Source organism: Pirellulales bacterium, assembly GCA_035533075.1.
Lineage (GTDB): Bacteria > Planctomycetota > Planctomycetia > Pirellulales > JAICIG01 > DASSFG01.
The window spans coordinates 1-20,293 of sequence record DATLUO010000250.1; the positions used below are offsets into that span (position 1 = coordinate 1).

The 20,293-nt window shown below is 63.7% G+C and carries 16 protein-coding genes; 15 read left to right on the plus strand and 1 reads right to left on the minus strand.

Translation table 11 applies throughout. The features are described from left to right. The first annotated feature begins 162 nt into the window (after nt 1–162). Entirely contained in the window at nt 163–1,911 is a 1,749-nt protein-coding gene (locus VNH11_31135) for a redoxin domain-containing protein (protein ID HVA50839.1), read from the plus strand. Between the two features lie 221 nt (nt 1,912–2,132). Here the strand turns inward: VNH11_31135 and VNH11_31140 are convergent, their stop codons facing one another. Next, nucleotides 2,133–3,530, minus strand: coding sequence for a hypothetical protein (locus tag VNH11_31140; GenBank protein ID HVA50840.1), 1,398 nt, complete (start codon nt 3,528–3,530; stop codon nt 2,133–2,135). 199 nt (nt 3,531–3,729) lie between these two features. On the opposite strand from VNH11_31140, the gene VNH11_31145 reads away from it, so the two are divergent. The 14 genes from VNH11_31145 to VNH11_31210 all read left to right on the plus strand — a co-directional run. Next, the gene (locus tag VNH11_31145; GenBank protein ID HVA50841.1) at nt 3,730–4,734 is read left to right on the plus strand and encodes a zinc ABC transporter substrate-binding protein; all 1,005 of its coding nucleotides are present in this window, start codon (nt 3,730–3,732) and stop codon (nt 4,732–4,734) included. Beyond that, nucleotides 4,731–5,588, plus strand: coding sequence for a metal ABC transporter ATP-binding protein (locus tag VNH11_31150; protein ID HVA50842.1), 858 nt, complete (start codon nt 4,731–4,733; stop codon nt 5,586–5,588). Before VNH11_31145 ends, VNH11_31150 begins: the two co-directional genes overlap by 4 nt. A gap of 87 nt (nt 5,589–5,675) precedes the next feature. Next, nucleotides 5,676–5,948, plus strand: a complete 273-nt coding sequence (locus VNH11_31155) for a hypothetical protein (GenBank protein ID HVA50843.1) — start codon at nt 5,676–5,678, stop codon at nt 5,946–5,948. Beyond that, the gene (locus tag VNH11_31160) at nt 5,945–6,409 is read left to right on the plus strand and encodes a hypothetical protein (GenBank protein ID HVA50844.1); all 465 of its coding nucleotides are present in this window, start codon (nt 5,945–5,947) and stop codon (nt 6,407–6,409) included. Before VNH11_31155 ends, VNH11_31160 begins: the two co-directional genes overlap by 4 nt. Nucleotides 6,410–6,424: 15 nt before the next feature. Continuing rightward, the gene (locus tag VNH11_31165; GenBank protein HVA50845.1) at nt 6,425–7,012 is read left to right on the plus strand and encodes a hypothetical protein; all 588 of its coding nucleotides are present in this window, start codon (nt 6,425–6,427) and stop codon (nt 7,010–7,012) included. A gap of 17 nt (nt 7,013–7,029) precedes the next feature. Next, entirely contained in the window at nt 7,030–8,253 is a 1,224-nt protein-coding gene (locus tag VNH11_31170; protein HVA50846.1) for an iron chelate uptake ABC transporter family permease subunit, read from the plus strand. A gap of 149 nt (nt 8,254–8,402) precedes the next feature. Beyond that, a complete protein-coding gene (locus VNH11_31175) occupies nt 8,403–9,689 on the plus strand; it encodes a metal ABC transporter permease (protein ID HVA50847.1) in 1,287 nt (428 codons plus the stop codon). A 296-nt stretch (nt 9,690–9,985) separates the two neighbouring features. Then, nucleotides 9,986–10,984, plus strand: a complete 999-nt coding sequence (locus VNH11_31180; GenBank protein HVA50848.1) for an SWIM zinc finger family protein — start codon at nt 9,986–9,988, stop codon at nt 10,982–10,984. A 19-nt stretch (nt 10,985–11,003) separates the two neighbouring features. Next, on the plus strand, nt 11,004–11,378 hold the full coding sequence (locus VNH11_31185; protein ID HVA50849.1) for a hypothetical protein: 375 nt from the start codon (nt 11,004–11,006) through the stop codon (nt 11,376–11,378). 540 nt (nt 11,379–11,918) lie between these two features. After that, entirely contained in the window at nt 11,919–14,693 is a 2,775-nt protein-coding gene (locus VNH11_31190) for a DEAD/DEAH box helicase (protein ID HVA50850.1), read from the plus strand. A 104-nt stretch (nt 14,694–14,797) separates the two neighbouring features. After that, complete coding sequence (locus VNH11_31195) at nt 14,798–15,157, plus strand: hypothetical protein (protein ID HVA50851.1); 360 nt, start codon at nt 14,798–14,800, stop codon at nt 15,155–15,157. Between the two features lie 28 nt (nt 15,158–15,185). After that, on the plus strand, nt 15,186–15,716 hold the full coding sequence (locus VNH11_31200) for a type II TA system antitoxin MqsA family protein (GenBank protein ID HVA50852.1): 531 nt from the start codon (nt 15,186–15,188) through the stop codon (nt 15,714–15,716). Nucleotides 15,717–15,723: 7 nt separating this feature from the next. Beyond that, on the plus strand, nt 15,724–16,854 hold the full coding sequence (gene hlyD, locus VNH11_31205; protein HVA50853.1) for a secretion protein HlyD: 1,131 nt from the start codon (nt 15,724–15,726) through the stop codon (nt 16,852–16,854). 1,418 nt (nt 16,855–18,272) lie between these two features. Then, nucleotides 18,273–20,293: hypothetical protein (locus VNH11_31210; GenBank protein ID HVA50854.1), on the plus strand; the 2,021-nt coding region annotated here is incomplete at its 3' end.

Below are 20,293 nucleotides of genomic sequence, written 5' to 3' on the forward strand. Positions count from 1 at the left end.
GTTGCTGCCCAATCTGCCGCGTAGCCCGCGGCGGTAGTGGTTAGTGGTTTTCGTGGTTAGTGGCGAGCGGCGTAAGGTGGGGCAAGCGAGCTTGCGAGCGCTGGCCCACCGTAATCGGCCTGAACCCCGAACCCCGAACCCTGAACCCTGAACCCTACTAATATGAAAAAGGCGATACTCGCCCTGCTGGCGACGGCAGGGTTCTCTGCAAATGTGCTGAGCACAGAAACCGCCGTTCCGGTCGGCCGCAAGATCGACGAATTCACGCTGCGCGACTTCCGCGGCAAGCTACACGCCTTGTCCGACTTTGACGACCGACAGCTAGTGGTGGTGGCGTTTGTCGGCTGCGAGTGTCCGCTGGCCAAACAATATGCGCCGCGGTTGAAAAAGCTGGCTGACGAATTCGGCCCGCGCGGCGTGGCCTTCTTGGGGGTTGACTCCAACAGTCAAGACACCCTGACGGAGCTGGCCGCCTGCGCCCGGATTCATGAGATCGAGTTCCCGGTGCTCAAAGACCCTGGCAACGTCGTGGCCGACCAGTTCGGCGCGCAGCGGACGCCGGAAGTCTTCGTGCTCGACCGCGACCGCACCATCCGCTACCGCGGCCGGATCGACGATCAGTATCTCGTCGGCAAGCAGCGGCCCGAACCGACGCGGCGCGACCTGGCGGTGGCGCTCGACGAATTGCTTTCGGCCAGCGCCGTAAGCGTGCCGGCGACCGACGCGGTCGGCTGCCACATCGGCCGGGTACCCAAGCGCCAGGCGCAGGGCGAGGCGACCTACTCGAACCAAATCTCCCGGCTGCTCCAACAGCACTGCGTCGAGTGCCATCGCCAGGGCGAGATCGCGCCCTTTCCGCTTACCGACTATGCCGAGGTTGTCGGCTGGGCCGAGACCATGCAGGAAGTCGTGCATCAGGGCCGAATGCCGCCCTGGTTCGCCAGCCCTGAGTACGGCAAGTTTTCCAACGATGCCCGGCTGACCGACGACGAGAAGCGGCTGCTCGACGAGTGGGTGGCGGCCGGTTGCCCGGAAGGCGACCGCTCGCAGTTGCCCGAACCGCGGCAATTCACGGTGGGCTGGCAGATTCCGCAGCCCGACCAGACGGTCTACATTCGCGAAGAGCCGGTCAAGGTGCAGGCCGAGGGGACGGTGGCCTATCAGTATTACACGGTCGATCCGGGCTTCACCGAAGACAAATGGATCAAGGCGGCGGAGTGCCGGCCGGATAACCGCGGCGTGGTTCACCACATTGTGGCCTTCTTCGTGCCGCCCGGCGAGAAGCTGCGCGACGGCGTGCGGGGAGCAATGGTCGGTTATGCACCGGGCATGCCGCCCACATGCTTCGACGACGGCACGGCGATGTTCGTGCCGGCCGGCTCGCGCGTGATCTTTCAGATGCACTACACGCCCAACGGCTCGGAGCAGCTCGACCGCAGCTCGCTGGGGCTGGTGTTCGCCGACCCGGCCACGGTCACGCGGCGCATCGGCGGCGGGATGGCGGGCAACCGCTTCTTTCAGATTCCGCCCGGCGCCGACAACTTCGAGGTCCGATCGCACCACCACTTCGACAACGACGCGCTGCTGCTGACGATGACGCCGCACATGCACTTGCGCGGCAAGTCGTTCCGTTATGAAGCGGCGTATCCCGACGGCACTCGGGAGGTGCTGCTCGACATTCCGCACTACGATTTCAACTGGCAGTTGCGTTATCGGCTGGCCGAGCCGAAGCTGCTGCCGAAGGGCACGACGCTGGAGTGCATCGCCCATTTCGACAACTCGGCCGACAATCTGGCCAACCCCGACCCGACGAAGCCCGTGCGTTGGGGCGACCAGACCTGGGAGGAGATGATGATCGGCTACTTCAGTACGCTGCCGGTCGAGCCGAACGGCCCGGCGGCGAAAAAGTAGGGTGGGACCAGCGAGCTTGCGAGCGCCGGCCCACCGATAGCGACGTCGCTCATGGTGGGCCGGCGCTCGCAAGCTCACTGGCCCCACCTTACGCAAGGACGTAACCCAGCTCAGACCCGCGCGCGGGCGAAGGAACTTCGGAGCCGGAAGTCAGGCGGTTCTGACTTCCGTCTCCGAGTTCCTTCGCGATGCCCTCGCCCTTGTAACCCGTCGCCTATCACCTAATCCGTGCAATCGTCGGGCGACGACGAACGGTCATCCAATGGGCAGTGGTTGCCGGCGGCCGACTTGTCGGCGACGCGCGAGGCACGCTGATCGGCCACGCTCCGGGCGGCTTGCCGCAGGTCCGACGGGCTCAGCCGACGCAAATTGCTCAGGTCCGTGAGCGGCTTCAACACGCCGACAGCCCGTTCCACGGCCGGCTCAAACAGCATGACCTCCACCAGCCAGTGGCGGACGCGGTCGAACGACTGCACCGAGTCGACAAGCTGGTGCTCCAGGTCGCCCAGCGTTTCCAGCGTCTCCACGGCATCGGCCAAGTCGCCGGTCCGGGCAAGCAGGTGGTCCTTCAGCGTCACCAGCCCGTCGAGCGAGACCTTTGCCGGAGCGACCTGTTGCGACTCGCGCTCCAGCCGCAGGCGAATGGCGGTCAACTCCTTCAGAGCCGCGCTGGCCTCTTCGATTTGCTGCGCGTCGTTGCCGCAGAGGATCTCGTCCTTGAGTGCGGCCAGGCCCTGCCCCACATCGCGCGCCTGATCGACCTCGGGGGCCGAAAGCACGAGGTAGTCTTGCAGCGACTTCCACGAGCGGGCGACGTGATCGGCCACGGAGACATCGGCGGCCGAACTCACAAGCTGCTGCTGGATTGTCGTCCAGGAGCCGGCCACCTGGTGTGCCCGTTCGATTTCGGGGGCCGCGCTCACGAGCTGCTGCTGAATCGACGTCCATGAGTCGGCCACCTTCTTGGCTTGCGACACGCGATCACCCGATGCCAGGGCCGCGGCCTTCAACTCGGCCAGCGCGTCGATCGCGCGGCGCGCACTACTGGCCTGCGAAGCCGCGTTCCGGGCCACTTCGCCCAGACGCACGACTTCGTCCAACGTGCTGCGCGCGGCCACGACGTTCTGATGTTGGGCCGCGATCTTCCGCTGCAAGCTGTCGAGCGCCTCGACGGCCTTGAGCACGTCGGCCGTCTCTTGCTGGGCGGCGAGGGCCTTCTGCTCCAGCTCGGCAAGGCCCGCCAGCGATTGCTCGGCCTCCCGCGTGTCGGACTGCTGAGCGATAAGCTGCGATTGCAGGGCTTCGATTTTTTTCAGGGCGTTCTCGGCAAGCTCGGCCCGCTCGCCCTGTTCGGCCAACGCGCTGAGCAGCTCGTTGGTCTGGGCCACGCCGCCCCGCTTGCCGACCAGCTTGCCGACGTTTCGTTCCAGTGTGGCGACCTGGCCTTCGAGTCGGGCCAGCTCACCGGCGATGGGGCGTGTGGCACCGAAGTAGACCACAACGAGCCCCAAGGCCAGTCCCGCGCCGAACCAGGCCCAGCCGCGGGAATCGATTTGTTGGTTAAGTTCTTCGCCATCCTTGGCGGAATGCGAATCCGTTCGCTCGTGTAAAGTAGCCAACGTCAGTTCTCCTAGCAAAGTGGCTAATAACCCGCCAACCGTAGCATCGCCCATGACTGGGCCAGTCTTCCGTATCGGAAAATCAACCGCCGCCGATGTAGCTTTTGTGGAACCTTCAAGTTTCCCGGACTGCCACGCGCCCGACTTGACCAATCCGACGATTCTGATGTATGATTTTGAGCGATCAAAAATTCTTTCGATGCTTCAAAGTCCCATGCTGCCGGCGAACAAAGATATCTGCGCGATGCGCGAGATGACGTGCTCCACGCTCCTGTTGGTGCTGGTGGTTTCACTGACCGGTTGTCACGAACAGGCCGACGGCGCCGCCAATGTCGGCCAAACGGCAACGGCCGCCATGCACTTTAGCGGCAAGTATCCGCTCCGCGTCGTCGTTACGACCGGCATGGTCGCCGATCTGGTCGGCCACGTGGGCGGTTCGTTTGTCGAAGTCACGCCGCTGATGGGTGAAGGCGTCGACCCGCATCTCTACAAAGCGTCGACCGGCGATGTCGCGCGATTGGGCGAGGCGGACGCCGTTTTTTATTCCGGCCTGCACCTGGAAGGCCGCATGGGCGACGTGCTGTCGCGGCTGGCAAATCGCAAGCCGACGTTTGCCGCGACCGACTTGCTCGACCGCGATCGCCTGCTCAAAGTCGGGCCCGAACAGTTCGACCCACACGTCTGGTTCGATGTGGCGCTCTGGTCCGAATGTTTGACGCAGGTCGAGCAGGCCCTGGCCGGCTATGATCCTCCTCACGCAGCCGACTATCGCCGGCAGGCCGCGGTCTATCGCGATGAGCTTGCCTCGCTCGACGCCTGGTGCCGCGAGCAGATGGCCGCCATCCCCACCGAGCGCCGCGCGCTCGTCACGGCACACGACGCCTTCCACTACTTCGGCCGCGCCTATGACATCGAGGTCGAGGCAATTCAGGGCATCAGCACACAGGCCGAAGCCGGCGTGAGCCAGATCAATGACCTGGTCGATCTCATCAGCCGGCGAAAGATCAAGGCCGTGTTCGTCGAGACGAGCGTCAGCGAGCGAAACATCCGGGCACTCGTCGAGGGGTGCGCCGCCCGTGGCCATCGCGTCGAAATTGGCGGACAACTCTTTTCCGACGCGATGGGCAAGCCGGGCACGCCCGAAGGAACATACATGGGTATGGTGCGGCACAATGTCGAGACCATCAGGCGGGCCTTGCAATGAATGAGGCTACCGAGCACACTTCACCGGCCCGAGGCGAAGCGGCTTTAGCCGAATTGCCCGGCGCGGCGCCGGCACGGGCTGCGAATTCAACTTCGCCCGTGCTGGAAATCCATGACATGACGGTGGCCTATCATCGTCGGCCCGTGCTGTGGGACGTCGACCTGACGATCGAGCGGCCGAGCCTGGTCGGCATCGTCGGGCCCAACGGTGCCGGCAAGAGTACGCTCATCAAAGGCGTGCTGGGACTGGTGCCGATCGCCAGCGGCCGCGTGACGCTTTTCGGTTTGCCCGCCGCCAGCCAGCGGCAGCTCGTCGGCTATGTGCCGCAGCGCGAGAGCGTCGATTGGGACTTTCCGGTGAGCGTGCTCGACGTGGTGCTGATGGGCACCTACGGCCGGCTGGGTTGGTTCCGGCGGCCGGGGAAGGCCGAGCGTGAGTGGGCCATGGAATGTCTGCGGCACGTGGGACTGGCCGACCTGGCGCGGCGGCAGATCGGCCAACTTTCCGGCGGCCAGCAGCAACGGACTTTCTTGGCACGCGCGCTGGCGCAGCGGGCCGACGTTTATTTCATGGACGAGCCGATGGCCGGCGTCGACGCCGCCACCGAGCGCGTCATTTTCTCGCTGCTGCGCGAGCTGCGCGAGGCCGGCAAAACCGTGCTCGTCGTGCATCACGATCTGCGGACCGTGCCCGGCTACTTTGATGAGGTGGCCCTGCTCAACATGCGGCTGGTCGCCAGCGGCCCGACGGAAAAAGTCTTCACGCCCGAAAATCTCCGCAAGACCTACGGCGGTCGGCTCGGCATTCTGGAGGCCGCCGGCCAGGCGCTGGCCGAACAACAACGCAGCGTATGATTACTAACCACAACGCCTGTTCGCCGTGGACGCACGGACGCTTTACGGTTGGTTCCGCAACTTCACTTTTGATACAATGCGAATACCATGACCGTGCCCTTAGCAAAAGCACTCGAACAAGCCGATCTCGATGCGGGAAACATCTACCGTTGCCGTGTCAAAGGCCGGTGGGTTGAAGTGCGCGTTTTCGCAACCGAGCCGCCCGCGTTTGCGAAACCATTTGTCGTGTCGGATGTGATGATCGATCCATGGGTGGGGTTGCCGGGAGTAAGCTTCCTGCGTCGTTGCTCGGCCCGCCACGGGCTCGATTTCTCGTTCGATGTTCCGAGCGTCCCAACGGATTCGGGAGCATGCTCATGACGGCAAAGGAAGCGGTTCTCGAGTTGTTGAAGAGAGAAAAGGAACTCGGTGATGCTGCGGCACAAGGCGTCGACGAGATTCGTCGCGAATGGCTGCTCGCCCTCGCCGAATTAATGGCTCAAATTCGGCAATGGTTAAAGGCGGCCGAACAGGAAAAACTGCTGCAAGTCGAGGAGTACACGGCTTCTCTTCGAGAGGAGGGATTAGGAAACTACGATGCGCCGGCGTTGAAGATTGTTACGCCGCGCGGGTTCGCGCTTAACATCAAGCCGAAGGCACGGTTTGTCGTAGGCGGCATGGGGCGCGTCGATCTTGATGCAATGCCGAAGTTGCGCATCCTTGTGCGGAAAGATCGCACGACGTGGCAGGTCGCGAAACAGACCGGCGATCACGGGTTTTGGTCGTTCGCCGACTTGGACGAAAACTCGTTCTGGCAGGCGCTGAATGAGTTGATGATGTAGAAAAGGCCGTCCCAGATGACCGTTACCTCGTATTGGCCGCAGCCTTTCCTGATCCTCAATTACTATCGACAGTCGCTCGAATCGCTCGACTTATTAAAACGCCACGTTCTGGCTGCGCTGGTCGACGGTCAGGTCATTGACACGACACTAACCGCGTCTTTCCGCTCTATGACGCCGGCGGAAGTCGATTCGTCCATCGGCCAACTTCGCGATGAGTTGCACCACGCGGTGGTCCTGATGTTGGTCGCGGCATTCGAGGCGACATTGCAAACGGACTTGCGAGCGCGTCTTTCCAGGAAAGGAAAAGACGCCGCGTCCCGGCGCTTCCGCAAGCTCTGGCACTCTCGTTACAAACGTCGAGGCGCCGACGAATGGGTCAGAATCGAAGCGATCCTCGACGTTTGGAAAAGCGTCATTGGCAGGGCAGATATCATCGGCGATTTCAAGCAGCTCGTGATGTTCCGTCACTGGCTCGCCCACGGTCGCTACTGGGTCCAGAAGAGCGGCTTATCCAACGATTTCGATCCGTTTGACGCCTGGGAGCGCGGCAAAGCTCTCTTCGACACCCTTCCCGGATTTGCACCGTTGCCTCAGTCTCATTAACTCGCCTCCGGAGCTGTATGATTCCCTACAACACCTCCATTGTCCTGGCGGGCACGAGTTTGCTGGGCGCGGCATCCGGGCTGATCGGCACCTTCGCACTGCTGCGGCGACGGGCGCTGCTCGGCGACACGCTGGCCCACGCGGCGCTTCCCGGTCTGTGCCTCGGTTTTCTTCTTTGGGGCGACCGCAGCCTGCCGGTGATGCTGGCGGGCGGACTGCTGTCGGGCGTGGCGGGCATCGGCGTCGTGGCGGGCCTGCGGCGATTCACGCGCATCAAAGACGACGCGGCGCTGGGCATCGTGCTGAGCGTGTTCTTTGGCGGCGGCCTGGCGCTGTTGAAATACATCCAAACGCAGTCCGTGGGCGGAAGCCGGGCCGGCATCGACCACTACATCTTTGGTTCGGCCGCCGGCATGATCGCGGCCGACGTCAAGCTGATCGCGGCGGTGGCGCTGGTCGGCATGGTCGCGGTGGTCCTGCTGTACAAAGAATTTCGCCTGGTGACGTTCGACGCCGCGTTTGCCCGCGTGCAAGGCTGGCCCGCGCTGCTGCTCGATTTTCTGATCATGCTGCTGGTTTCGGTCACCGTGATTATCGCTTTGCCGGCGGCCGGCGTGGTGCTCACCGCGGCGCTGTTGATTCTGCCGGCCACAGCCGCCCGGTTCTGGACGGACCGGCTCGGCGTCATGCTGGTGTTGTCCGCGCTGTTCGGTGCCATCATCGGGACCGCCGGCACGTTCGTCAGCGCCACGGGCAGCCGTCTGCCGACGGGGCCGACCATCGTCCTGGCTGGAGCGGTCGTTTTCCTGTCGTCGATGCTCTTCGCCCGGCGACGCGGGCTGATCGCCAAAGCCCTCGCCGAGCACCGTTCGCGGCGGCGCATCGACGAGCAGAAACTGCTGCTCGCCATGGGTGCCATCACTTTCGAGCGCGACGCGTCGTCGTGTACCTCGGCAGGCCTGCTGATCCAAACGTCGTTGCCCGTGGGCCGTTTACGAACGCTGTTGCGTCGGGCGGAGATGGAGGGACTGCTTCGACGCTTAGACGTGCAAGACAGCGAGTCGTGGCAACTGACCGAGTCCGGCCTGCGCCGCGCCGCCGCTGTGGCCCGCGCGCATCGGCTGTGGCGGTTGTTCCTCACCGAGTATCCCGAATCGGTTTCGCTCTTCAGCGATCTCGACATCGAGAAGATTGACGAACTTTTACCGCGTGAAGTATTAGCAGTATTGGAAAACGCGTAGGGTGGGACCAGCGAGCTTGCGAGCGCCGGCCCACCGGGGTCAAGGCGTTAGGCAATAGGCGTTGGGCACTATTTGAAAACCTAACGCCCAACGCCCATCGCCTAACGCCTGCACCGCTATGCCGACGCGAGCATAACTGACAAACCGACATGAACCAGGCCTTCTGGACCATTACCGTGGCCGCCGTGGCCAACCTGGCGTGCGCCCTGTTGGGGTGCTATCTGCTGCTGCGCCGCTTGAGCCTGCTCGGCGATGCCGTCAGCCACGCCGTGTTGCCGGGCGTCGTAGTCGGGTTTTGGATCAGCGGCAGCACGTCGTCGGCCTGGATTTTCGTCGCCGCCGTGGCAGTCGGCCTTCTCACCACGTTCTTGATCCAACTGCTGCACGGCTTTGCCCAGGTGGCCGAAGACGCCAGCATGGGCGTGGTGTTCACGTCGCTGTTTGCCCTGGGAGTGGTGATGCTGGTCAAGGTCGGGTCGCGCGTCGATCTCGACGTCGATTGCGTGCTCTACGGACTGATCGACGCGGTTTCGCTCGATACTCGGCCGGTGTTCGGCTATCAGGTGCCGCGGGCGCTGTTTTCGCTGGCCGGCGTGCTGGCGCTCACCATGCTGTTCATCGGCCTGCTGTGGAAAGAGCTGAAACTGGTCTCGTTCGATCCGCGGCTGGCCACGTCGATGGGCTATAGTGCGACGCTCGTCCACTACTTGCTGATGGCGGTGGTGGCGCTGGCGATCGTGGCCGGGTTCTACGCGGTCGGGTCGGTGCTGGTGATCGCGATGCTGATCGTGCCCGCCGCCACCGGGCACCTCCTCTCCGATCGTCTGGCCGGCATGATGGCCTGGGCGGCCGTGGTCGCCGTTTCGTCGGCCGTCGTGGGCTACTGGGGCGATCTGCGTTTCGACACCGGCATGGCGCCGATGATGGCGATGGTCGCGGGAGCGGAATTCACGGCGGCGCTCTGTTTCGCGCCGCGGCACGGCCTGGCAAGCCGGGCGCTGCACCGCCTGGCCCTGGCCATGCGCATTGTGTACGAAGACGTCATTGCCATGCTCTACCGCGCGGACGAAGCCGACGAAGTCCGTGCCGGAGTCTCGTGGCGTCGTTGCGTGGTAGCGGGCGGGGGCGGCTGGCTGGCCCGGCTGGCCGTGCCGCTGCTCTGGTGGCGCGGTGCGGTGGAGCGGCTGCCCGAAGGCCGCGTGCGGCTGACTTCGGCCGGGCGGCAAGCCGCCGAATCGCTGGTGCGTTCGCACCGCTTGTGGGAAGCCTTTCTCGGCGAGAACTTCGAATTGCCGCTCGACCACTTGCACGAATCGGCCGAGCGCGTGGAGCACTACATCGGTCCCGCGCTGCAAGAGCAGCTTGCCAGCGAGTTGCATCAACCCGGCCGCGACCCGCACGGCAAAGCGATTCCCGGCACGAAGGAGCCGGCGTAGGCGGCAGCGAGGGAGAGACGGAGCGAGGGAGAGACGAAGAGAAGGAGAGACGAAGAGAAGGAGCGATCGGCGATTGACTTCGCAATCCGCAATGCCTCTGAGTCTCTCCGTCCCCCCGTCCCGCCTTCCCCCCGTCCCGCCTTCCCTCCGTCCCGCCTTCCCTCCCTTGCTCCGTCTCTCCCCTGCGGCTGCTCTTGGCGGCCGGGCGAGGAGGAATTACGTTGATGGAAGTACAAAGCGGGCGCACCGACCATTGCCGACGGCTTGCCGTGGCCTTTTGACGAAAGGAGTCTGAAATGTACTACGGATGGAAACCTTACGTGCCGGTGGCCCGGCGTCGGGCCAATGCCGCCCGCGCCGCCAAGCAGCTTTCCAAAAAGCGCGGCCGCGAGTTGCAGCCCATCACCATCGACGGCCGCAAGATCGCCCGCACGTTCTGGGGCGAAGCCTGGTGCGACAGCCTGGAGAACCATAGCGACTTCGAGAACCGCTTGCCGCGCGGACGAACTTACGTGCGCAACGGCTCGGTGATCGATCTCGATATCGCCCGCGGACATATCGACGCGCTGGTCAGCGGTTCCGAGATTTACACAGTGAAAGTGGAGATCACCGGTCTCGAGCCGGCCCACTGGAAGCAGCTCAAAAGCGAATGCTCCGAGTCGATCGATTCGCTGCTCGACCTGTTGGCCGGACGTTTTTCCGACGGCGTGATGCGGCGGCTGACCGATCCCGAACGCGGGCTGTTTCCGCAGCCCAAGGAAATCAAGATGTCGTGCAGTTGCCCGGATTGGGCGGTGCTCTGCAAGCATGCGGCGGCGGTGCTCTACGGCGTCGGCGCGCGGCTCGACCAGGAGCCGCAGCTTCTCTTCTTGCTGCGCGGCGTCGACCACGCCGAGTTGGTGAGCGAGGCCGTGTCGGACGGGAACCTCGAAAGCGCCCTCAGCGGCTCGGGCGATGCGTTGGCCGGCGAAGACCTGGGCGCCATGTTCGGCATCGAGCTTGATACCGGGGCCGCCAGCGAGACAAAAGCCAAGCGCGGCCGCCGTGCCACTTCGACAACGCGCCCCGCAACCAAGGCAAAGCCGGCCGGCAAGAAAAAAGCCGTCGAGGAACAATCGCCGGTCCTGGTCATCGAGAAGCCCGCCGCGAAGAAGTCCCGGTCGGCCAAGAAGCCGGCCGTGGCCGGAGCCAAGCGCAGTGGGCCACCCGAGTCGAAAGCCGTCGCGGCTCCTGCGGCATTGCCGGAGAGGAAAAAGCTGGCCCGGCGACCAAAGGCCGTCACAGTGAACCCGTAGCGCTCGGCAAGCTTGCGCGGTGCGCAAACGACGAAACGAGCTGCGTCCCGATTTCCTGTTCGATTTTCCGGTTGATGGGCGTTATAAGCGCTCCGTGCGCCGGAATCCGGATTACGTGCTGCTGGATTCCGGCCGATGGGAGTTTCAAGAGGCGGATACGGTACTTGAGTTGACGCCAGACGATTCCGGCAGAGAACCAAGCCGGTGGTCGGTGCTTTCTGTCGCTACATGCGAGACCTCGAACGTCTTACTGGTGCTGCGCCAGGCCATAGTCGCGAGCCGCAACCTACCGGTGCTGTTCTATCGAGTCCACGGTAACGGGCGCGGCTACGGAACCGACTGGGAGAAAAGACTGGCCGCTCGTCAGGCGTCTCCAGACGATTCTGTTGATTAGACTGACGGACTACCAAATCGCGCCTTCGCGTCGCCAAAATCTGGGTGCCATTCAGGAGCCGACCAAACCTCATGTTGTCGATTTTTTTCAATCATGGGTTTGAGAGCACAGTCCAAAAGCGCCCATCAGGACGAATAATGTAGGTCACCGCGCCATCGTCGAACGCTATCGCCGGTTCACCCGCGAAGGTCGTTCTCCTGCCGCCACCGTTCGCGAAACGATCTCTTTGACTCGTTCGATGCCACTCCTCCCCGGCGACAGGATTTCCTCTTTGGTTCCGCCTCGATGGCGAATCTAGTCAATATGCCTCCTGACCTTCTTTGGGAAGTTTTGGCCGAATTCAAGTGGCCCACTAGGAAATGCGTCTGGCCCTCCCGCGTCAGCTCCACTCATGGTAACTCGTTATAGTCGCCAGCCGACAAACCAGCAGCCTCAGTGATACCACTTACCGAGATCGACCGGCTCGACGCCGGTCCCTGACGCGACCCATTCGCAGCCGCCCCTTTTCGACCTCGCTCTGCCGCGGTATCTTCGGCGGGTATGACATTACGGATTGCCGTCACACCGGCCGGGCGATTGCTGGCCGAAAGCGACGAAGAAGTCGAACACAAACTGGCCGCCCAAACCGCCGAGGAAATTCGGCAAGCCTTCGCCGGTTCGTCGGCCGAAGGACTGTTTCAACTCGCCTCGCGGGCACTGGCCGAGCAGCTTCCGGCGTCGCTCGTGTTTTGGCGCGACTTCGCCGCGAAGTTCTTTCACGCGCTGTGTGGCCTGAGCGACGAGGCCTGGAAACGCGCCGCCGGCAAGCATGATGCGGCCATCGCCCCACCCGACGAGACGCAGATCGATGAGTGGCTGGCAGCCGCACCACCGATGCGCGGATTGGAGTACGTGACGCGCGATGTGCTGAGGACGCTGTGGCACGAGCTGACCGAGCTGGTGCTGGCCCGGGCCACGGAGTTTGAGGGTGGACCGCAGGCGTTTTTGCGGTCGGTCAATCCGGTCTGGCAGTTGCTCGGCCGCGTCACGTTTCACCTGGCGGAAAACAAACGCGATCCGGCCCGCCCGTTCGCCTTTTTGGCCACCTACGCGAACCGCGTGTCGGCCGGGGCCAAACTCAAGCACCTGCCGCTGGCCGAGGCGCTCAAGCAGTACGCCGGCGAAAAGAATCAAGACCGCCTGACCGCATTGTTGGAGCCGGTGCGGCAGGCCGCGCAATCGAGCGCGCTGGTGCGCGAGCTGCTCGACAATCGGGCGTTGTTTCAGCCGCAAGCCTGGTCGATCGGGCAGGCGCATCGTTTTCTGAGCGACGTGCCGCGGATGGAAGAGAGCGGCCTGGTGGTGCGCGTGCCCGACTGGTGGAACGCGCGGCAGCCGCCGCGGCCCGAGGTGCGGGTGCGAATCGGACAGCAGGCGGTCGACCGGCTCGATATGGACAGCCTGCTCGACTTTTCAGCCGAGCTGGCCCTCGACGGCGAGCCGCTCACCGAGGAAGAGCGCCAGCAGCTTCTGGCCGCCAGCGAGGGGTTGATTCTGCTGCGCGGCAAGTGGGTCGAAGTCGATCAAGACAAGCTGCGCGAAGCCCTCGATCATTGGCGCGAGCTGGAGGGGCAATACGCCGACGGCATCGACTTTTTGCGTGGCATGCGGTTGCTGGCCGGCGCCTCGCTCGAGGGAGACGGCAACGGCGAGCTGGCCACGGCCGACTGGAGCCACGTGACGGCCGGCGACTGGCTGCGCGAGGCGCTGGCCACCATGCGCGATCCGAACCGCGTCACGCAGTGCCAGCCCGGCCGCGACCTGCGGGCCAACTTGCGACCCTATCAGGCCGAGGGCGTCCGCTGGCTGTGGTTCATGACCCGGCTCGGCCTCGGCTCGTGCCTGGCCGACGACATGGGTCTGGGCAAGACGGTGCAGGTGATCGATCTGCTGTTGCAACGTAAACGCGAGGCAGTTGATTTGTGGTGCGGGCGTCCCGCCCGCTCCGAAAAAGCAGGCGGGACGCCTGCACCACAAGTTCGGCCCAGCCTGCTCGTCGTGCCGGCTTCGCTGGTCGGCAATTGGAAGCAGGAACTCGAACGCTTCGCCCCCACGCTACGGGCCTTCTATGTGCATCGTTCGGAATGCGACGCGGAGACCTTGGCACGCGTGGCAAAGGATTCGGCCGCCGAATTGGCCGGCTACGACGTCGCCGTCACCACCTACGGCCTCGTTTCGCGGCTGGATTGGCTGCGAGAGTCGCAGTGGCAGCTTGTCGTACTCGACGAAGCGCAGGCCATCAAGAACGCTTCGTCGGCCCAGACCCGCGCGGTCAAGCAACTCCGGGCCGCCGGCCGCATCGTGCTCACGGGCACGCCGGTCGAGAACCACTTGGGCGACCTGTGGTCGATCTTCGACTTTTGTTGTCCCGGCCTGCTCGGCTCGGCCACGCAGTTCAAGCAGTTCATCAAGCGGCTCAACAAGCGGCAAGACAGCCAGGCCTTCGCCGGGCTGCGGCGGCTGGTGCGGCCCTACATTCTGCGGCGGATGAAGACCGACCCGGCGATCGTGCCCGACTTGCCGGAAAAGACCGAGATGAGGGCGGAGTGCGGGCTGGCGAAGAAGCAGGCGGTGCTCTATGAGCGGACCGTGGGCGAGCTGGCCAAGCGGCTGAAATCAGCCGACGGCATGGCCCGCCGCGGGCTGGTGTTGTCGACGTTGATGCAGCTCAAGCAGATTTGCAATCATCCCTCACAGTATTTGGCCGAGACGGATTTTCGCCCGGCCGAGAGCGGCAAGTTCGAGCGGCTGGCGCAGATCTGCGAGCCGATCCGTGAGCGGCAGGAACGCGTGCTGGTGTTCACGCAGTTTCAGACGCTCACCGTGCCGCTGGCCGCGTATCTGGCCGAGCTGTTTGGCCGCTCCGGCCTGGTGCTGCATGGCGGCGTGCCGGTCGGTAAGCGCAAGGAGTTGGTGCGGGCCTTTCAGCAAGACGACGGGCCGCCGTTCTTCGTCGTTTCGGTAAAGGCCGGCGGCACAGGCTTGAACCTGACGGCGGCCTCGCACGTGGTGCATTTCGACCGCTGGTGGAACCCGGCCGTGGAAAATCAGGCCACCGACCGCGCGTTTCGCATCGGGCAAAAGAAGAACGTGCTCGTTCACAAGTTCGTCTGCCGCGGCACCGTCGAAGAGCGCATCGACGCCATGCTGCGCGACAAGCAGCAGCTCGCCGACCAGGTGCTCAGCGAAGGCGGCGAGACGGCCTTGACGGAGCTAAACGATGACGAACTTTTGAAGTTCGTCTCGCTCGATCTGGAACGCGCAACGGCGGAATAAGACCGACGTACGTCAACTGACGCCGGGCGCGATTGACTTAAATCTATTGGCCGACCTAGAATTGGATGGTTGGCTCGGCTATGGTCAAAAGCCAAGGAGCCAGCATGACGGTTATTACAGGCGAGGAACGGGACCGCTATGTCGCTGTATTGGCGGACTGGCCGTTCGTGAATATCGTCGTTTGGGAAAAAGACGATCTGCGCAAACTGGACGAGTTTCTCCCCGACTATTCGCCGCAATTCGTTAGCGAGCTGTTGTACGAGCACGCCGCAAGCGGTGGAGAAGTCCACCGAAAGAACGAAGACCGCGATCCGTGGAAGGACGAGTGGAAGTTTCATTACGACGTGATTCTTCCTATTGCCGGGAAAGCTTTCTACGTCGAGACCCGTTTCGACGAGCGTAAGCGAGACTGGCCGAAGGTTTTGATCGTCCACATCCACCCTCCAGGCAAACACTTTAAGTAATGTGGGGAAAGTAATGAGCAGTGCCGCGATGATCGCTTCCAAGCGACCTCCAGAACCGTTTCCCTGGCTCTGCCCGCGTTGCGGCCGGGAGACCGTGAATCCGGCGACCATCACCTACAAGACGACAAAGAAATATGAAGGCCGTGCGTACGATGTGGAGGCGCCGGGTGTTGTCGTCTTTGCGTGCAGCAACTGCGGGGAGCAACTCTACAACAATGAGGCAGGCGACCAGATCGGCAAAGCCTTCCGCGCGACGCTCGGCCTGTTGCAACCCGAGGAAATTCGAGAAGGACGCAAGACGCTGGGGCTAAGCAAACAAGAATTTGCCGGCAAGCTGCGGTTTGCCGAAGAGTCGGTGTCGCGGTGGGAGACGGGCGCGCTCGTGCAATCGCGGCATGCCGACACGCTCATCCGGCTTTATTTCGCATCGCCCCTGTTGCGGCAGTTGCTCGACGAGGTTGGCGAGTCGCCCGATTTTGGCCGGCCGGTGTGCTACGAACAGCCAGCCGCATCCGCAGAATCGCCGGCGCGGCCAATTCGCAACTTGATTCCGGATTAAACGGCCGATGAAACCCACTGCCGCAGGTCCGCCCGGCGCGCCCGCCGAGAACGCCGATGCCGCCAAGTCCGACGGACAGCAACCCCGCGCCGCCCCGCGCCCCGACAACCCGCGGCCTGCGCCGCGTCGCCGGCGGCGTCGAATTTGGCCGCGAACCCTGTTGCTGCTGATCCTGGCCGGGGCGGGTGCCGCGGGCGCCTGGTACTATCAATTTCGCCAGCCGCCGCCCGACCCCAATCGCCTCGCGCTGGAAGGCAACATCGACGTGCGGCAGGTGATCCTGTCGTTCAAGGTCGACGGGCGCATCGAGTCGCTCGCGGTCGATGAGGGCGACACCGTCACGGCCGGCCAGGTGCTGGCCACGCTCGACAAGCGGTACTTCGACGACGAGCTGCGGCTGGCCCGTGCCCGGCGAGACACGCAGCAGGCGACGCTGGCGCGGTTGGAACATGGTTCTCGTCCCGAAGAGATCGCCCAGGCGGCGGCCGCGGTGGCCGAGCAAAAAGCGGCCATGGACAACGCCCAGCTCCTTTACAACCGCGAGAAGGCGCTGGTCGACCGCGGCAGCGTCTCGCGGACGGAGTTCGACAACACGAAAGCCAGCCTCACCGAGGCCGAGGCCAGGTTGAAGTCGGCCCAAGAGACCTTGCGGCTGGCCGAGTTGGGGCCGCGGCAGGAAGACATCGACGCCGCCCGTGCCCAGCTCGCCGGTGAAGAAGCGAGCGTCAGCCAGGCCGAGCGCCGCCTGGCCGACGCCGAGCTGATCGCCCCGGCGTCGGGCACAATTCTGACCCGCGCCCAGGAGCGCGGCGCCATCGTCTCGCCGGGCGAAGCGATTTTCACCCTCACGCTCACTTCGCCCGTCTGGGTGCGCACCTACGTCAACGAGCGCGACTTGGGCCGAATTCGCCCCGACCTGACGGCGGAAGTTCGCACGGACAGCCGCCCCGACAAGCCCTATCACGGGCACATCGGCTTCATCTCGCCGACGGCGGAGTTCACGCCCAAGACCGTGGAAACCCGCGAGCTGCGGACCGATCTGGTTTACCGCCTGCGCGTGATCGTCGACAACGACGACGGCATGTTGCGGCAAGGCATGCCCGTGACGGTGACCGTAGATTTAAGTTCGCAAAAGTGAGGCTCGTCGAGATCGCGGAGCTAACCCCACCAATGGGCCAACTGTCAGATTCTGACAGTTGATCGGCTGTTCCCCGTCCCGCCGGCAAGCCAAGCGAAGATCATCGCGATCTAAAACACTTGTGAAAAATAAAAGGATTCAGCGTCATGGCCCGGCGGTAACACCAATTCGGACATGCCTTTACAGCCACGCGCGAACGCATCAACGTTGGCTTATAAAAGCTTTTAAGCCCGCTCGGTTTCCCTTCGCCGGTCGTTTGCCGGCTTCGCGCCCGGAGTCATCAGTAAGTTGTCAAAGACCCGCGGCGACGCTTGAGCGTCGCGCTACCCAACTCATCACGAATGGGCCGGCGTCGGAGCGCCGCCCTCGTGCTCATCGCCAGGCGATGTGTTCTCAGCAGCCGAGGCGGGCGGTCCGGCCGCCTTGCCGTCGGCGAATTACCCTTGCGGAAAAACGATCGCCCTTGTCAAAAACCAAAATCGTCTCCGGAGAATCCATGCCCTAAAGCCATTGCGCTACACAGGTTGCGGCAATGCCAATTCGGCCTTCGAAACCGTGGCCGCACCGGTAAATCTGGGGGGGAGGAGCGATTTTGGATTTTGGATTGGCGGTCGCCATCGCTCATTTTTCTGTCTGGTAATCTTTCTGTCGTTTATCTGTCGTTCTACCTCCTGACTGGCTTGGAACCGGACCGCGTTCGTTTCTCCCGCTATAAGGCAATACGCTTTTGCAGGCCCGAATTATCCACTCCCGCGCGAAAAAACTCGTCGGCCTTTGCCATCGTTTCCCTTGTTCTACCGCGCGGCTGGCTTGGGTTGGATCGGTCGCAGGCGTCCATGCATGTGGCTCCCGGTATTCTACCGCGCCGCTGGCTTGGGACCGAATCTTTTCGACTCACACCGCAGCTCGACGAACGCCGGCGCGCCGCTTCGCCAGCGCGGACAAAAGAATTGCTCAAATAACATGCACCCAGACGACCGCCATGCACATCGTTTGCGCAGCCGCCCAAAAACCCTCCCGTCAGGTTAACCGATGGGCAAAAACGCCGTGTTTCGCCGGTGTAGGCAAATTTACCTACACCGTGCGCGGCGCGCGGGTCGCGACAGCCGCCCGACGCCACTGCTCAATTCTTAGGCACGACTGACACTCTCCCAACCAACCGCCAACCTCTGACCGCTAACCACTAACCACTGACCACTGACCATTGACCACTAACCACTGACCACTAACCACTCTCTTTTCCTCCTCCAGTAATACGAATAATACGAAACGGCGCGGCCCAAAATTCCACCGGGGCCACTGTCGTGATGCCGCTGACGTGCTGCTCGCCCGGCGCCCCGTTCTCTGTTTTGACTCCGCGCCCGCCGCCGGGTAGCTTGACGGCAAGATCGTCATCTACGGGCGGTGGAGGAAGAGCGATGGCTGCGGGCCTGTTTCACACGCGGCGCGGAGAGGTCGGGCAAGCGGCGGCTCCCGTGCCGATGACCCGCGAAAGGCGACCGCAGCGCGCCTGGCTGCTTCCCGCCGTCGTCGCCACGATCTGCCTGGCGCCCTTCACGCCGCTGCTGCTCCCGGACGATCGCGTCATCACCGACAGCATCTTCTGCGACTACGGCTCGTTTCAACTGCCCATCCGCGAGTTCGCCCGCCAGGAATTCTTGAGCGGCCGCTTTCCGCTCTGGATTCCTTACCTGGGCTGCGGCACGCCGTTGCACGCCGGCCAGCAGGCCTCGCTTTGCCAGCCGATTCTCACTCCTCTCGTGCTCCTGCTCGGGGCGAATCACGGAATCAAGGTCTCGCTCTTCGTCCACTTGGCTCTGGCCTTCGCGGGCACGTACTGGCTGGCGCGTGATTTGTCGATAAGCCGCTGGGGCGGCTCGCTGGCGGGCGTGGTCGCTACCTGGGGCGCCTTCCCCGTGATGCACCTGATGGAAGGGCACGTCATCATCGTCGACGAATACGCGCTGGCGCCTTGGTTCTTGGTGAGCCTTAATCGCCTGCTGGCCACGCCGACGCCCCGCAACGCCGCCTTCTTGGCCCTCACAATCGGCTGCATGGCCGTCTCGGGCCAGCCGCAGATTCTGTATTACACTCTGCTGTTTGGCTTCCTGTGGGCCGCCGGATCGCTGGTTTTTTGCGGACAACGATCGTCGCCGCTCGTAGGGTGGGACAAGCTTGCGGAGCAAGCGCCGGCCCACCGTGAGAAAGGAAGAAGGCAGAAATCTTCTTCCGCCTTCATCCTTCTGCCTTCTGCCTTTTACAATGGTGGGCCGGCGCTCGCAAGCTCGCTTGTCCCACCCTACGGCTCTGCCGCCGCGTTTCGCATGAGGGTGATCGCCTGGGGCGCGGCGGCCTTGGCGTGCGGCTGCCTGCTCGGCGCGGTGCAGCTTCTGCCTTCGTTGGAATTGACGCTCGACGGACTATCGCAATCCGAACGGGGCAGGTCGGAATACGCCTCGCAGCACGCCCTCAACGCCATCGACTTCGCGCGGCTCTTGGTTCCCAACGCGATGGGCAATCCTCTCTGCGGACTCAAACGCTTTGACGAGGTCGATTTCGTTCACGAGCGCATCGGCTACCTGGGCGTCCTGCCGCTCTTGTTGGCAGTCTACGGCCTGACGCGCCGTTCTTGCGCGCGCTGGCAATGGGGCGCCGCGACGCTGGTGCTGTTCGGCTTGACGATCGCGCTGGGCAACAACACGCCAGCCTTCGGGCTGATGGGCCGCTCGATACCGGGCCTCACGTTGTTTCGCTGTCCGGGCAGGATCTTTTCGGTGCTGACGCCGCTCATCGCGGTATTGGCCGCGCGCGGCCTGGACGTGTGGGCCGAACGTTTTACCAACGTAAAGCTTCGCCGAACCCGTTCCCGTTTTCACACTAACCCGAAGCGCAAGCGAGGTTTTGCCGCCTTTTCGCGTTCCTCGCTGGCGCTTCGGGTTTGTGTACGGCGCCTGCGTACCGGGTTCGGCGAAGCTTTACGTCCCAAGGGCGGCATTCCGGCTGCTTGGCGGCTGGCCCTCGCCGGGTGCGCGATCTCGGCCTTGATCGCCTTCGGCGGCGTGGCCGTCTACCAGCGCTACGAGTGGAGCGGCTACGTCGACTACGCGCAGCGGCACGTTCTCTGGGAGCTCGCCGCTTCGGCGGCGACGATCGTGGTCGCGGCGGCCGTCCTGTGTACCTTGCCGAGACGGCTGCCGCCCGCGCTCTGCTGCTTGGCCGCCCTGGCCGCCACGATGCTCGACCTGGGCGATCAAACCCTGGGCAATTTTTCCCTCGAGCCGCGGCAAGCGGTTACCGCGCCATCTGTAGGGAACGGACTCCGTGCCGTTCCGGGTCCGCGCGTAGGGAACGGACTCCGTGCCGTTCCGGGACCGTCCAACGCTGACCTTGCCGACGAGACGGCCTGGGAAGGCCATCCTCCAATCCGTCTCGTCGTCAA